The sequence below is a fragment of the Yimella sp. NH-Cas1 genome (genome assembly GCF_022359705.1).
Lineage (GTDB): Bacteria > Actinomycetota > Actinomycetes > Actinomycetales > Dermatophilaceae > Yimella > Yimella lutea.
Genome location: NZ_JAKSGG010000003.1, coordinates 1968452 through 1982124, shown reverse-complemented (window position 1 = coordinate 1982124; position 13673 = coordinate 1968452). Strand labels below are relative to the sequence as shown.

The 13673-nt window shown below is 65.5% G+C and carries 11 protein-coding genes; 7 read left to right on the top strand and 4 right to left on the bottom strand.

Annotated elements, in window-relative coordinates; translation table 11 throughout:
• Positions 1-5: 5 nt before the first annotated feature.
• Both MF407_RS09830 and MF407_RS09825 read right to left on the bottom strand, forming a co-directional pair.
• Positions 6-2012, bottom strand: a complete 2007-nt coding sequence (locus MF407_RS09830; protein ID WP_239702173.1) for an alpha-1,4-glucan--maltose-1-phosphate maltosyltransferase — start codon at positions 2010-2012, stop codon at positions 6-8.
• Between the two features lie 89 nt (positions 2013-2101).
• Complete coding sequence (locus tag MF407_RS09825; RefSeq protein WP_239702172.1) at positions 2102-4642, bottom strand: glycogen/starch/alpha-glucan phosphorylase; 2541 nt, start codon at positions 4640-4642, stop codon at positions 2102-2104.
• A 204-nt stretch (positions 4643-4846) separates the two neighbouring features.
• On the opposite strand from MF407_RS09825, the gene MF407_RS09820 reads away from it, so the two are divergent.
• On the top strand, positions 4847-5215 hold the full coding sequence (locus MF407_RS09820) for a hypothetical protein (protein WP_129624815.1): 369 nt from the start codon (positions 4847-4849) through the stop codon (positions 5213-5215).
• Positions 5205-5627 (top strand): hypothetical protein, encoded by a 423-nt coding sequence (locus MF407_RS09815; RefSeq protein WP_129624816.1) that lies wholly within the window; start codon positions 5205-5207, stop codon positions 5625-5627. Before MF407_RS09820 ends, MF407_RS09815 begins: the two co-directional genes overlap by 11 nt.
• A 206-nt stretch (positions 5628-5833) precedes the next feature.
• Here the strand turns inward: MF407_RS09815 and MF407_RS09810 are convergent, their stop codons facing one another.
• Positions 5834-7519 carry an HNH endonuclease signature motif containing protein gene (locus MF407_RS09810; RefSeq protein ID WP_239702171.1) on the bottom strand — a complete coding sequence of 562 codons (1686 nt, stop codon included), beginning with the start codon at positions 7517-7519 and terminating at the stop codon, positions 5834-5836.
• A gap of 123 nt (positions 7520-7642) precedes the next feature.
• On the opposite strand from MF407_RS09810, the gene MF407_RS09805 reads away from it, so the two are divergent.
• Complete coding sequence (locus MF407_RS09805; RefSeq protein ID WP_168990155.1) at positions 7643-8305, top strand: DUF6318 family protein; 663 nt, start codon at positions 7643-7645, stop codon at positions 8303-8305.
• The gene (locus MF407_RS09800; protein WP_239702170.1) at positions 8302-9219 is read left to right on the top strand and encodes a hypothetical protein; all 918 of its coding nucleotides are present in this window, start codon (positions 8302-8304) and stop codon (positions 9217-9219) included. Before MF407_RS09805 ends, MF407_RS09800 begins: the two co-directional genes overlap by 4 nt.
• A gap of 226 nt (positions 9220-9445) precedes the next feature.
• Here the strand turns inward: MF407_RS09800 and glgX are convergent, their stop codons facing one another.
• Entirely contained in the window at positions 9446-11587 is a 2142-nt protein-coding gene (gene glgX / locus MF407_RS09795; protein ID WP_129624822.1) for a glycogen debranching protein GlgX, read from the bottom strand.
• Positions 11588-11621: 34 nt separating this feature from the next.
• Between glgX and MF407_RS09790 the strand changes: the two genes are divergently transcribed.
• The 3 genes from MF407_RS09790 to MF407_RS09780 all read left to right on the top strand — a co-directional run bounded on the left by MF407_RS09790 (position 11622) and on the right by MF407_RS09780 (position 13629).
• A complete protein-coding gene (locus tag MF407_RS09790) occupies positions 11622-12203 on the top strand; it encodes a hypothetical protein (protein WP_239702169.1) in 582 nt (193 codons plus the stop codon).
• A complete protein-coding gene (locus MF407_RS09785) occupies positions 12203-12991 on the top strand; it encodes an enoyl-CoA hydratase-related protein (RefSeq protein ID WP_129624824.1) in 789 nt (262 codons plus the stop codon). Before MF407_RS09790 ends, MF407_RS09785 begins: the two co-directional genes overlap by 1 nt.
• A 113-nt stretch (positions 12992-13104) precedes the next feature.
• Entirely contained in the window at positions 13105-13629 is a 525-nt protein-coding gene (locus MF407_RS09780; protein ID WP_129624825.1) for a hypothetical protein, read from the top strand.
• Positions 13630-13673: the final 44 nt, after the last annotated feature.

The following is a 13673-nucleotide window of genomic DNA, read 5'->3' as shown; positions in this document are numbered from 1 at the left end:
CGTGCTCAGTACCTCCGCAGCTCGATGATGTGGACGGGTTCGGCGTCGACGCCGAGGCGGACGAAGTTGTGCTCACCCCAGTGCCAGTGCGCGTCGGTGATCAGGTCGTGCGCCGTGAACGCCTCGCCCTCGTGCAGTCCCAGCGCCTCGAGGTCGAGGTGCACCCAGGACTCGCGGGTGGAGTGCGGGTCGAGGTTGGCGACCACGATCACGACGTCGTCGCCGCGCTTCTTGGAGAAGACCATCAGCGAGGAGTCGTCGACCTTGTGGAAGGTGATGTTGCGCAGCCACAGCAGGCTCGGGTGATCGCGGCGGATCTGGTTGAGCCGGGTCAGGTAGGGCGCGAGGGTCTGCCCTTCCTTGGCGCCGCCGGGCTCATAGTCCTCCCAGTGACGGTTCTTGAACTCGTACTTCTCGTTGTCGATCTGTTCCTCGGCGCCCGGACGTGCGACGTGTTCGATCAACTCGTACCCGGCGTAGATGCCGTACGTCGGCACCAACGTCGCGGCGAGCGCGGCCCGCAGTTTCCAGGCGGTCGGACCGCCGAACTGCATGTACGGGGTGAGGATGTCGTGGGTCGTCGGCCAGAACGACGGACGCATGTAGGCCGCCGCGTCGCCGGCAAGCTCCTCGACGTACTCCTGCAATTCCTCGGGTTCGTTGCGCCAGGCGTAGTAGGTGTAGCTCTGCTGGAAGCCGATCTTGCCGAGCGTGTGCATCATGGCCGGACGCGTGAACGCCTCGGCCAGCCAGATGACGTCCGGGTGGTCCTTGGCGACGTCGTCGATCAGCCACTGCCAGAACTCGACCGGCTTGGTGTGCGGGTTGTCGACCCTGAAGATCTTGACCCCGTGGTCGATCCACACCTGCATGACGCGGCGGATCTCCGCGTAGATGCCCTCGGGGTCGTTGTCGAAGTTGAGCGGGTAGATGTCCTGGTACTTCTTCGGCGGGTTCTCGGCGAACGCGATCGTGCCGTCGGCGCGCGTGGTGAACCACTCCGGGTGCTCGGTGACCCATGGGTGGTCGGGGGCGCACTGCAACGCAAGGTCGAGCGCGACCTCCATGCCCTGCCGCTCCGCTTCGGCGACGAACGCGTCGAAGTCCTCCCACGTACCCAGGTCGGGGTTGAGGGCGTCGTGCCCGCCGTCCTTGCTGCCGATGGCGTACGGCGAGCCGGGGTCGTCCGGACCGGCGGTCAGGGTGTTGTTCGGGCCCTTGCGGTTGATCGACCCGATGGGGTGGACGGGTGTCAGGTAGAGGACGTCGAAGCCCATCGCGGCGATCGCCGGCAGGCGCTTCATCGCGGTGCGGAAGGTGCCGGTGCGCCACTTGCCGGTGGCCTCGTCGAACTCCGCGCCCTCCGAGCGCGGGAAGATCTCGTACCAGGCGCCGGCCAGAGCGCGCTCCCGCTCCACCCACCAGGCGAATTCGCGACTGGGGGAGACGGCGTCGCGCAACGGGGTGCGGTGCATTGCCTCGACGACTGCCGGGTCGGTGCCCGCGGCCAGACGCTCGCCGGGCTCCTTGGACTCGTCGCGCAAGGTGGTGACGGCGTCCTGCAGGAGGGTGCGGTCGGCGTCGTCATGGTCGAGCTTCACGGCGCGTTCCAGCACGCGCGCACCTTCCTCGAGCATCAACTCGACGTCGACGCCGGCTGCGACCTTGATCGTCGCGTCGTGTTCCCAGGTGCCGTACGGGTCGCTCCAACCCTCGACCCGGTAGCTCCACCAGCCGGGGCGGTCGGCGCTGATCGTGCGGACCCAGTGGTCGAGACCGGGGTTGGTGCAGCGCATCGGAAGCAGGGTGGTCTGCCCGTCGGGATCGGTGATCGCGACGGACGCGTTGACGGCGTCGTGGCCTTCGCGGAAGACCGTCGCCTCGACGTCGAATTCCTCGCCGACGACGGATTTGGCGGGGAACGCTCCGCCCTCGACGGCGGGTTTGATCCCGATGACCGGAATGCGGCCGATAGGGGACTGGGGCTGGGTTGTGGTGGGTGCCGAAGTCACCGTCCGAACCTATCGGAAAGGCCCTTCACCAGTGCTGGTGAAGGGCCCCTCCATTCGGCCTGTTCGGGCCGTCTGCTCAGTGCGTGGACTCAGACGTTCCAGATCCGCTCGCGGTAGTCGCGCATCGAACGGTCGCTGGAGAAGAACCCGGTGCGCGCGACGTTGAGGATCGCCATCCGCGTCCACGCGTCGGAGTCGCGGTACGCCTCGTCCACCCGAGCCTGGGCGTCCAGGTAGGACTGGTAGTCGGCCAGTGCCATGAACGGGTCCTGGGTGAGCAGGTTGTCGACGAACTGCGCCGCGAGCCGGCGGTCGCCGCCGGTGAAGTGGCCACTCGCCAGCAGGTCGATCGTGGCGCGCAGGTTCTCGTTCGACTGGTAGTAGGACTCCGGGTCGTAGCCCTTCGCCCGCAGCTCCTCGACCTGCGGCTCGTCCATGCCGAACAGGAAGAAGTTGTCGTCGCCGACGAGTTCGCGGATCTCGACGTTCGCGCCGTCGTCCGTGCCGATCGTCAGCGCGCCGTTGAGGGCGAACTTCATGTTGCCGGTGCCGGACGCCTCCTTGCCCGCGAGCGAGATCTGCTCGGACAGGTCGGCGGCCGGGATGAGCTTCTCGGCGAGCGTGACGTTGTAGTTCGCCGGGAAGGCGACCGACATGAAGTTCTTGACCCGCTCGTCGGCGTTGATGGTCTGTGCGACGGAGTTGATCAGGAAGATCGTCTCCTTCGCGATGTGGTAGCCCGGCGCCGCCTTCGCACCGAACACGAACGTGCGCGGGACGACGGACTCGGTCGAGACCCGTCCGGAAATGATGCCGTCGTACATCGAGACGATGTGCAGCAGCTTGAGCGACTGACGCTTGTACTCGTGCAGACGCTTGACCATCACGTCGAGCATCGCGTCGCGGGGCAGGTCGAGACCGTCGCGCGCCTTCAACAGGTTGTACAGGCGCTCCTTGTTGGCCTGCTTGACCTGCGCGAACTGCTGACGGAAGTTCGGGTCGTCGGCGAACGGCTCGAGCTTCTTGAACTGCTCGAGGTCGGTCACCCAACCGTCACCGATCGCGTCGGTGACCAGGTCGGACAGCTTGCGGTTGGCGAGGAATACGAAGCGGCGCGGTGTGACACCGTTGGTGACATTGGTGAACTTGTCCGGCCAGTAAGCGGAGAAGTCGGGGAGCACCTTGTCGCGCAGCAACTGGGAGTGGAGTTCGGCGACACCGTTCACCTTCGAGGAGCCGATGGTGGCCAGGTAGGCCATCCGCACCGAACGCTCGGGGTGCTCGCTGATGATCGACATGCGACGAGTGCGCATCTCGTCGCCGGGGAAGGCTTCGGCGACTTCCTCGAGGAAGTTCTTGTTGATGCGGTAGATGATCTCCAGGTGGCGCGGCAGCAGCTTGCCCATGAGCTCCACCGACCAGACCTCGAGGGCCTCGGGCAGCAGGGTGTGGCAGGTGTAGGCGAAGCACTGCCGGGTGATGTCCCACGCGTCGTCCCAGTCGAATCCCTTGATGTCGACCAGAATCCGCATCAGCTCGGGGATCGCGATGACCGGATGGGTGTCGTTGAGCTGGAAGACGATCCGCTCGGGCAGGTGATGCAGGTCGAAGTCCTGCGGCAGCGTGTTCTCGATGAAGTCGTGCAGCGAGCACGCGACGAAGAAGTACTGCTGCTGCAGGCGCAACTCCTTACCCTGCGGGGTGGAGTCCTCGGGGTAGAGCACCTTGGAGATGTTCTCGGCGAAGGTCTGCGAGCGCACCGCCTCGGCGTAGTCGCCGGAGTTGAAGATCTGCAGGTCGAACGCCTGGGTGGCCTTCGCGCTCCACAGACGCAGGGTGTTGACCGTGTGGTTGCGGAAACCCGGAACCATCTGGTGGTAGGGGATACCGAGGACGTTCCAGCCCGGGATCCAGCGCGAGCGCTCGCGGCCCTGGTCGTCGGTGTACTGCTCGGTGCGGCCGCCGAAGTCGACGCGTACCTGGCGCTCGGGGTGCGGGAACTCCCACGGGCTGCCGAGCGAGAGCCAGGAGTCTGGCACCTCGACCTGACGGTTGTCCTCGAAGGTCTGGCGGAAGATGCCGTACTCGTAACGGATTCCGTAACCGATGCACGGCACGTCCATCGTGGCGAGCGAGTCGATGAAGCAGGCTGCGAGCCGGCCGAGACCACCGTTGCCGAGGCCGGGCTCGATCTCTTGTGCACGCAGGTCGGCGATGTCGATGCCGCACTCACGCAGTGCTTCCGCGGCGATGTCCTGCAGGTCGGTGGCGAGCAGGGCGTTGCTCAACTGTCGACCGAGCAGGTACTCCGCCGACAGGTAGCCGACGGTCTTGGTGCCACCCTCGCGGCGCTTGGCTCCGGTGTCGAGCCAATCGGCCATCATGTACTTACGCACCGTCTTGGCCAGCGCGATGTACTGGTCGTTGATCGTCGAACGCGACAGCAGGACGCCCTGACCGAAGTTCAGTTCCCGCAGAAAGTGGTTGACGAAGCGCTCCACCGTGGGAGTCGGTGACTGCACCGCACCGGTGGCGATGTCGCTCAGCACCGGCAGGGTCGGACCCACCCGGTGCACGTCGGTGGTGGGCGACTCGTCGCTCGCGTACTCGTTCTTGCTGACGTCGGTCATGACAGGTGCTGCTCCATCGATCGGCTCCGGTGAACGGCGTACCGCTCGCTGCTCGCACGCGTGCCGGGGCACACGCAACGCGTCCGCAGCATAGCGACGGCGACTGAACTTCCCACAGCCCGAAACCGTGCGTCGGCAGGTGATTCTCGTCTCGCGGACATCGGCGGATTCGGCGCGTTACCGCGGTCTTCGTACGATGGCTCGGTGTTCCTGCCCCTCAGCTACCTGCTCGGCGCTGCGCTACTCGCGCTCGCCGGGTACGGCGCCTTCCTGACCGCTCGCGGACGTGCGATCGACAACGCACTGTTCTATCTGCTGTGCGCGGTCGAGGTGCTGATGATCCTTGCGCTCGTGCTCGGGTTGGTCACCTGGAACGAGGCCGATGCGCAGATGAACAAGGGTGTGTTCGCCGCCTATCTGATCGGGATGGTCATCGCCACTCCGATCGCCGGGTTCTGGGCCTTCGCTGATCGTGAAACCCGTTGGGGCACTGGCGTTCTCGTGGTTGCAGCGACCGGGTTGCTGGTCATGACCGTGCGGCTCGTTCAGTTGTGGGGCGGTTATGCCGCGTAGTCGCACGAACGCCGGCCCGGGACGCATCCTGGTCGCCGTCTACGGCGTCTTCGCGCTGGCAGCCACGGGGCGCTCGATCATGCAGGTGGCCCAGAGTTGGCCCGACCCGCCGCTTCCTTACCTGCTGTCGGCGCTCGCGGCAGTCGTCTACGTCATTGCGACTGTCGCGCTGGCGATGGGCGACCGGTTGCGTCTCGCGCTGGCGACGATCGGGTTCGAGTTGTTGGGTGTGCTCGCCGTCGGTACGTGGAGCTACCTGGACGCGGACCGTTTCCATGACAAGACCGTGTGGTCACATTTCGGACAGGGTTACGGCTACGTCCCACTGATCCTCCCCATCCTCGGCCTGCTCTGGCTGGGTTCCTCCACGCGCTCCTCCATACGCTCGGCCGGCGGGTCGCGGTCAGTTTGAGCCGTTCTCGAACCGCCCGGTTGAGCCTGGAGCATGACGAAGGCTTGTACTGAGCTGTCGCTTCACCGCTGGTTGAGCCATGCGCCCGACGGAGGTTTGTGCTGAGCTGTCGCTTCACCGCTGGTTGAGCCATGCGCCCGACGAAGGAGGGCGCATGCGCCGAAACCCGGTGACCATGATCGGATTCCTGACCACCCGGGACTGATTCATGAAGCGTCGTGCACGGAGTCTGGGTAGGTGATGTAGGTGCGGCCGGTGCGGGAGGTCCAGGTACAGACTCCGTCGTCGCTCATGTGGTAGTCCCAGTGCTTCTTCGTCTTCGCGTCGTGATGGTGACGACAGAGCGCGGCGAGGTTGTGCCCGACGGTCGGCCCCTGCGGCCATTCGATGACGTGGTCGATGTCGCACCTGATGGCGGTCCTGGTGCACATGGGGAACCGGCAGGTTTGGTCGCGTTGCTGCACGAACTCCCTGATCCTGGGCGTGGGCTCGTACGCCGTCGTCGAGGTTTCACAGGTGACTCCGGTGTCGGCGTCGACCAGTGCTCGGGTGAGGCGGCAACCGAACTGGTCGATCAACGCGTCGAGCACCTCGGGTGGGATGAACCCGATCCCGGCGATGCGTGCCCACCCGGTGGTGTAGCAGTGGTCCGATTTCCTTGCTGTTGAGCCGGATTCGGGACCGGAAGCGCCGGAAGCGCCGGAAGCGCTGGGGGTACTGGGGGTGTTGGTGGGCTGGTCGGTGGTGTTCGGGCCGCGTGGGGACGTGGCGGACTGTCCGGGTGGTGGTGATCCGTCGTCCGGGGACGCCTCGGGCTCGTGTTCCACGTCGTCGGTGGCGCGTTTGGTGGCCGTCGCAGCCTGTTCCTCGCGTTCCTCGCGTTCCTCGCGTTCCTCGCGTATGACAGGGACCTGGATGACGACCTGGTAGGAGATGTCGGCGCCTTGTGTGACGAGGTCGTGCAACGCGCCGAGGCGCAGTTGTCCGAGTGTCGGCTTCGATTCGTCGGGGTCGTCACCCTCGGGTGGGTTCTTGGCGCGTTGATCAGCCAGTTGGTCGACGGCTCCGTAGATGCGGGCGATCTGGTCGGCCGGGCCGATGGCGCACAACTCGGCCATGCCCGGGATGTCGCAGGGGCGAACCCAGACACCGGTGGCGTCTTTGGCTTCCTTCTGGCGGGTCTTCTTCGCGGCTTCTTTTTCCCATTGGGTCACCAGTGCGCGCGCGGCGCTCTTCACTTTGAGGTAACCCCAGGTGTCGAAGCCTTTGGTGTCGAGTAGGTGTTGCTCGACCCGGCGGGAGGTTTCGGGTGAGGCGTTCACCAGCTCGGAGGCAACGAGGCTGACTTTCCAGTACGGGATCGAACCCTCGACCGCCGCAGCCAGCAGCCCGGGTGTTTTGGTGCACGCGTCGATGGAGTTGCTCATTTTGCTCGACGCGGTGCGGGGAGCCATCTGACACGCAGCCGCCAGGTCGGTGTCGGCGAACGACGCCTGATGACCGAGCGCGTGCTCGACCTTCGCCGTGACCCCGGTGTCGGAATCGACCAGTTCTTCATCGATCGCTGCGTACCTGGCCATGGCCATGGCCTGCACGGCTTGGGAGATCGATGCCAACTGCGTGGAACCGGTCACTGCTTTCTCGAGCATGCGATGGTTATCGACGTCGACGGGTCGGGCGGTGGCGATGTCGCCGGCGTTGTGGACGGCGTCTGCGTGCAGTCTGTGGAACGCGACCTGCGACATCTGAACCGCGAACTCCAGGACCTCCGACGGCGACCCCAATGCATCGACCAGTTGCTTCAACAAACGCTGCTTGCGTGCCGAGATCGATTCCAGCAGAACGAATTCCACCGGAGACTCCGGTTCGTAGAACTCGTAGCTGATGCCCATGAAGAAACTCTAGGCGGGACCACCGACAACCTCCGTCGGCCGGTTTGCGTAGGGCGCACGGGACAGAACTTTGCCAAGTTCTTACCTGTGGAGATCTTCCGTCCCAGGGCAGGAGGTCGCACGATGCAAGGGCTGTTCTTGCTTCTGGAGGTTCTGATGACGGCTCGATTCATGCGCACCGTTGCGCCCCTTGTTGCGGCGTCTGCTGCGTGCGGACTGTTGGTCGGCTGTGGGGGTGGATCCCCGGAGGCGGAGTCCAGCCCGCCGTCGTCGACGACCACCTCCGCCGCGTCGCCGACGACCTCGAAGACCACGTCGACATCGGCGACGCCCACCAGTCAGACCAGCAACGCGACCTACGCCGGCGCGCCCGGTGTGCCCGAAGCTGCGAAGCACAAGACGGACGCCGGCGCGATTGCGTTCGCGACGTACTACAACGACCTAATCAATGACCTCGGCCTGAAGCCGATGAAGGCAGTCCTTGACCCGCTTGCGAATGACACATGCAAGACGTGCCGCGGGCACGAGGAGACAATCGACTCAAACGTCGCCAAGAAGAATCGTTTCGACGGGACGCAATTCATTCTCAAGCGAGCCTATAAGCGGTCGGATGGAACCATTGGGCTCGTCGTCGACCTACCAGCGGTCAACATTGTGGATTCAAGCGGCGCGATTGCGCAGGAGTTCCCCAAGGAACCGAGACAGTCCCGGGTCTTCCATCTCGGATGGAGCAAGTCGGGCTGGCGGGTCAACGAGATTCAATACGATCTGACGGTCACATCATGAGGAGCATCGCACGGGTCCTCACCGTCAGCGCCGTCGTGCTCGGCACACACGCCTACGCCGCACTCGACCCGCTGCCGGCAAGCGCAAACGGACCTGGGTGTCGTAACTGTGCTGTCACGGGAGGGGGAGCGGCCGTTGGCTTGTCTCGTCAAGAGGCCGCCTCGTTACCTCCCAAGAAGAAGGCGACATTCGTCGAGGCAGGCAAGAAGGTGACCAAGGAAGTGCCATACCAGTACGTCACGCTCCTTGCCTGCGGGAACAACAGCCCGGTCGGTCAGACCGAGATCGGGTGCACAGTGGCGTACGAAACCTGCCAGGGCGCAAACGTCGAAGGGCCCTACACGCGGATCTACCGCAAACTGTTGAGCCCCGACGCAGCTAGCTCGAACGTGTGGGAGAACGTCGGCACGACGTGCTTCCCGACGGCGGTCCCGAATGCGGTGCAACGTCCGCGCTTGACGTTGGCGATGATTCGCAGCCAGTGGGAGCGCACCCAGTTCGCGAAGCCGACCGTCTCGATGCAGCCGATCGGTGGGAAGACGCTCGTGACGTTGCCGACGTTCTTCCAGTTGGCCTATCCAGCAACGGGATTCCAGCCGAACGAGATCAACACCGTGAACCTGCTCGGCCATCAGGTGCGGATCAAGCCGACGTTCAAGCACAACGTGTTCAGCTACGGCGACGGCGGTTCGAGTGGTCCGACGCAGTCCGGTGGCGGTGTGTACCCGGACGGCGACATCAAGCATGCATACGACAAGTCGGGCACCTACGTGACCAGTGTCTCGACGACCTACGGCGGCCAGTACTCGGTCGACGGCGGCGAGTGGGCGGACATCCCGGGATCGGTGACCGTGGCCGGACCGAGTTCGCAGATCCAAGTCGTGACGACGAAGAATCAGTTGGTGAACAACTAGGCCGTCCGGTCGGGTTCGCGTGAATCTGACGTGGTCTCGATCGCGGCGCTCGCCCTGGGGGCTCGCACCTACTCGACCGGCGTGTGGTGAATCAGTAGGCCGTCCGCCCGGGTTCGCGTGAATCTGACGTGGTCTCGATCGCGGCGCTCGCCCTGGGGGCTCGCACCTACTCGACCGGCGTGACCCGGGTCTCGCACCTCGAGCGACCCGCTTCGGAGGGTGCTGCTCAGCGGGAGGGTGCCTTGAAGATCGCCAAGGACGCAGCGCGCATCGGGTAGCCGGCGCTGTGCTCGATCGTCGTCGACGGGATGTCCGCCGGGTTGTCGATCGCGCTGTCCCACAACAGTTCCCATGCGTGCCCACTCGAGCTCGACGGTAGCGAGATGGTGGCGTGGTCGCAGCTGCCGTGCAGCACCAGCAGCAGGTTGTCGTCACCGATGTTGTCGCCGTCGAAGAGTGCCTGCACTGTCCGCGTCGATCCGTCTGCCCAGGCATCCGAGGTCATCGCGGCGCCGTCCTGATCGAACCACCGCAGCACCGGCGACGAGCCGGTGTCGTGGTCGGGCAGGAACTCACGTTGACGCAGTACCGGGTGCGCGGCACGCAGGGAGGTCAGATAGGCGGTCGTGTCGATCAGATCGCGCTGCCAGGGCTCGAATCCCCAGTCGAACCAACTGATCTCGTTGTCCTGGCAGTAGGCGTTGTTGTTGCCGCCCTGCCCGCGTCCGAACTCGTCGCCGCCGAGCAGCATCGGCACTCCCGCACTCAACAGCAGCGTTCCGAGCATATTGCGGACGACCCGTCGGCGCAGCTTCTCGGTCTCCTCGTTCGCGGCCGCATGCCCCTCCACCCCGAAGTTCCACGAGAGGTTGTGTTCCGAACCGTCGCGGTTGCCCTCGCCGTTTGCGCCGTTGTGCTTGGAGTTGTACGCCGTCAGGTCAGCGAGTGGGAAGCCGTCGTGAGCGGTCACGTAGTTGACCGATGCGATGGGGGAGCGGGAGCCGAAGGTGTCCTGCGAACCGCCGATGCGCATGGCGAGTTCAGCGACGCCGTGCCCGGGGTGGCCTGCGGCATCAGCGGCGAGGTCACGCAGCCAGAAGGTGCGGACCGCGTCCCGGAACTTGTCGTTCCAGTCGGCCATCGGGTGCGGGAACTGACCCGTGCGCCAGCCGTGCGAACCGATGTCCCATGGCTCGGCGATCAGCTTCACCCGGCTGAGCACCGGGTCGGTGCGCAGGGCCATCAGGAACGGGTGGTCGGGGTGGAAGGAGTCGTCCCGCTCACGCCCGAGCGCGACCGCGAGATCGAATCGGAACCCGTCGACATGCATTTCGGTGACCCAATAACGCAGCGAGTCCAGCACCATCCGCAGCGGCGTCTCGTGCGTCATGTCGATCGTGTTACCGCACCCGGTGACGTCGACGTCGTGACCACGCGAATCGAGACGGTAATAGTTCGACTGGTCGAGACCACGCCACGAGAGGGTGGCCCCGGTCGAAGCTCCCTGCTCGGCGGTGTGGTTGTAGACGACGTCCAGGATCACCTCGATACCCGCGCGGTGCAGCAGTTTGACCATGCCCTTGAACTCATCGATCGCACCCTGCGGATCGGACGCGTACGCGTACCCGGCGTGCGGGGCGAAGAACCCGAGCGTGTTGTAACCCCAATAGTTCGACAGCCCGAGTTTGACCAGGTGCGGCTCGCTGGTTGAGGCGTGGATCGGCAACAGCTCGATCGCGGTCACGCCCAGCCGCTGCAGATGGTTGATCGTCGCCGGGTGCGCGACTCCCGCGTAGGTGCCCCGAAGTTCCTGCGGCACATCAGGATTCAGCATCGTCAAGCCGCGCACATGTGCTTCGTAGATCACCGTGCGATCCCAGGGCGTGAACAACTGAGAGTCGCCGTCCCAGTCGAAGTGGTCGTCCACGATCACATTGCGCGGCATGTCCGGTGCGCTGTCGCGGTCGTCCCGCACTGATCCGTCGCCGCTGAACGCCGCGTCCACTTCGTGCCCGAAAACGGTCGGATTCCAACGGACTTCTCCGTCGACCGCGCGGCCGTACGGGTCGAGCAACAACTTCGAGGGGTTGTAGCGCAGACCCTCCTCGGGTCGCCACGGACCCTCCGCCCGGTACGCGTAACGCGTCCCAGGCCCGACCCCGGCCACTGCACCGCACCAGACGCCGCCGCGGTGCCGGGTGAGCGGCACGCGTGACTCGGTGCCCGACTCGTCGAAAAGACACAGATCGACCCGCCAAGCGCGGTCCGCCACGACGGCGAACTCGGCGCCGTCGGCTGTGAGAGTGACCCCCGGGGCTGCTGGTGCATCGAGTGAACGTGGGACTGAAGCGACCGGTCGGGTGGGCATGAGGGAAAGCCTACGGTCGACTACCCTGGCGACCATGACTGATCCCACAGCACTGCCGAACTTCCCGACGTCCGGAAACCAGAACGGCAACCCGTCCGAGCCCCAGGCTCAGGAGGGTCAGCCCACGTTTGCCGGCCCGAACGACGAGTCGCCCGCGCGTGACCGCGTCGTCGAGGCACTGCGCTCGGTCGGCCTCAACCCCGAGGTCGACGAGGACGGCGACGTCAGCTACCTCCTGCCCGCAGGCGAGGACGCCCCTGAGGGCACCCCCGAGCAGCAGCTGTTCGTGCGCGCGATCGACGGCGAGCCGGCCATGATCCGCGTCTTCGGCCAGTGGCAGATCGGCGACGACGTCCCGGCCGACCTCAACAAGCGTCTGCTCGCGGCGAACGACATCACGCTGAGCCTGAACATCATCAAGGCCGGCATCGCCAACGGCAACCTCGTCGTCACCGGCGAGCACCTCATCACTCCCGAGTCCGACCTGCCGATGTTGCTGCAGTCGACCACCCAGATGGTGGTTCACGCGGTGCAGATGTGGCACCAGGCCGCCACCAGCGATGGTCCGCACGCGGCGACCGGCGGCGAGGGCGACGGCCTGAACGGTCAGGCCTGATGACCGCGTACGGGGAGTTCGTCTCCACGCAGGTCGACGGCGGCATCGCGGTGCTGCGTATCGACCGCCCGAAGATGAACGCCCTGAACGAGGAGATCCAGGAAGGTCTCGCGGCGGCCTCGCTCGCGTTGACCAAGGACAACTCGGTCCGTGGTGTCGTGGTGTACGGCGGCGAAAAGGTCTTCGCCGCGGGCGCCGACATCAAGGAGATGCGCACGGCTTCGTACGCCGACATGGTCAAGCGGGCCGGACGCCTGCAGGATTGCTTCGCGTCGATCGCCGCCATCCCGGTGCCGACCGTGGCGGCGATCGCCGGCTACGCCCTCGGAGGAGGATGTGAACTGTCCATGGCGTGCGACTTCCGGGTTGCGACGAACGACGCCAAGCTCGGTCAGCCGGAGATCCTCCTCGGACTGATCCCGGGTGCGGGCGGGACGCAGCGTCTGACCCGTCTGGTCGGTCCGGCGAAGGCCAAGGACCTCGTCTTCACCGGCCGCATGATCGACGCCCAGGAGGCGCTCGCGATCGGCCTCGTCGACGAACTCTGCGAGCCCGGTGACGTGCTCGGTGCGGCCAAGGTCAAGCTGAAGCCGTTCGTGAACGGTCCGGCGATCGCACTGCGCGCCGCCAAGGCTTCGATCGACCAGGGCCTCGAGGTCGACCTGCAGACCGCGTTGCGCATCGAGAGCGCGCACTTCGCCGGTCTGTTCGCGACCAAGGACCGGCAGATCGGCATGGACTCGTTCGTCGAGAACGGTCCGGGCAAGGCGCAGTTCACCGGCGAGTGACGCCGGACGCAGCGACGCTGCAGCAAAGGCTCCACGAAGGGTGGTGCCGCACCCGCCGCACGGCGAGGTTCGGCACTACCCTTCGACATGTTCGGGTGAGAAAGGAATCCCAAATGACGATCAAGCAGTGGAACATCCCCTCCGACTGGCAGGAGCCGTTCGTGGCGAAGCTGACGGAGCGCGGAGCGTCCGGAACGGTCGTCAACACGGCCCTCGAGGCGATCGACGACAAGTGCAAGGCCACGGGCGAGGAGCCGCTCGCGCTGTTCGGTGAACCGCGCGCCTACGCCGAGAGCGTGATCCTGCCCGACACCAAGGCCGCGTCCCGATCGCGCACCAAGGCAATCGCTTTGGCCCTGCTCGGACTTCTCGGCATGTTCCTCACGCTGTGGGGCTGGGCCGCGATGCAGAAGGACACCGACAAGCTGATCGGCATGTCGCCCGTCGTCATCTTCGTGATCGGCGCGCTGCTGTGCCTGGGTGCCGCGATCGCGGATGCCCTGCTCGGTGCCAAGGCCGACGTCGTCCACGGCGCGCCGCAGAAGGGTTCGGCGCTGCTGCTCAACAAGCTCGGGCCGTGGATCATCGTCGCTCTCACGCTGGTGGGCATGCTGCTCATCTGGGTACGCAACAACTGAACGATCTGACGCAACCCCGATAGTTACCTGCGGGTAACACGGGG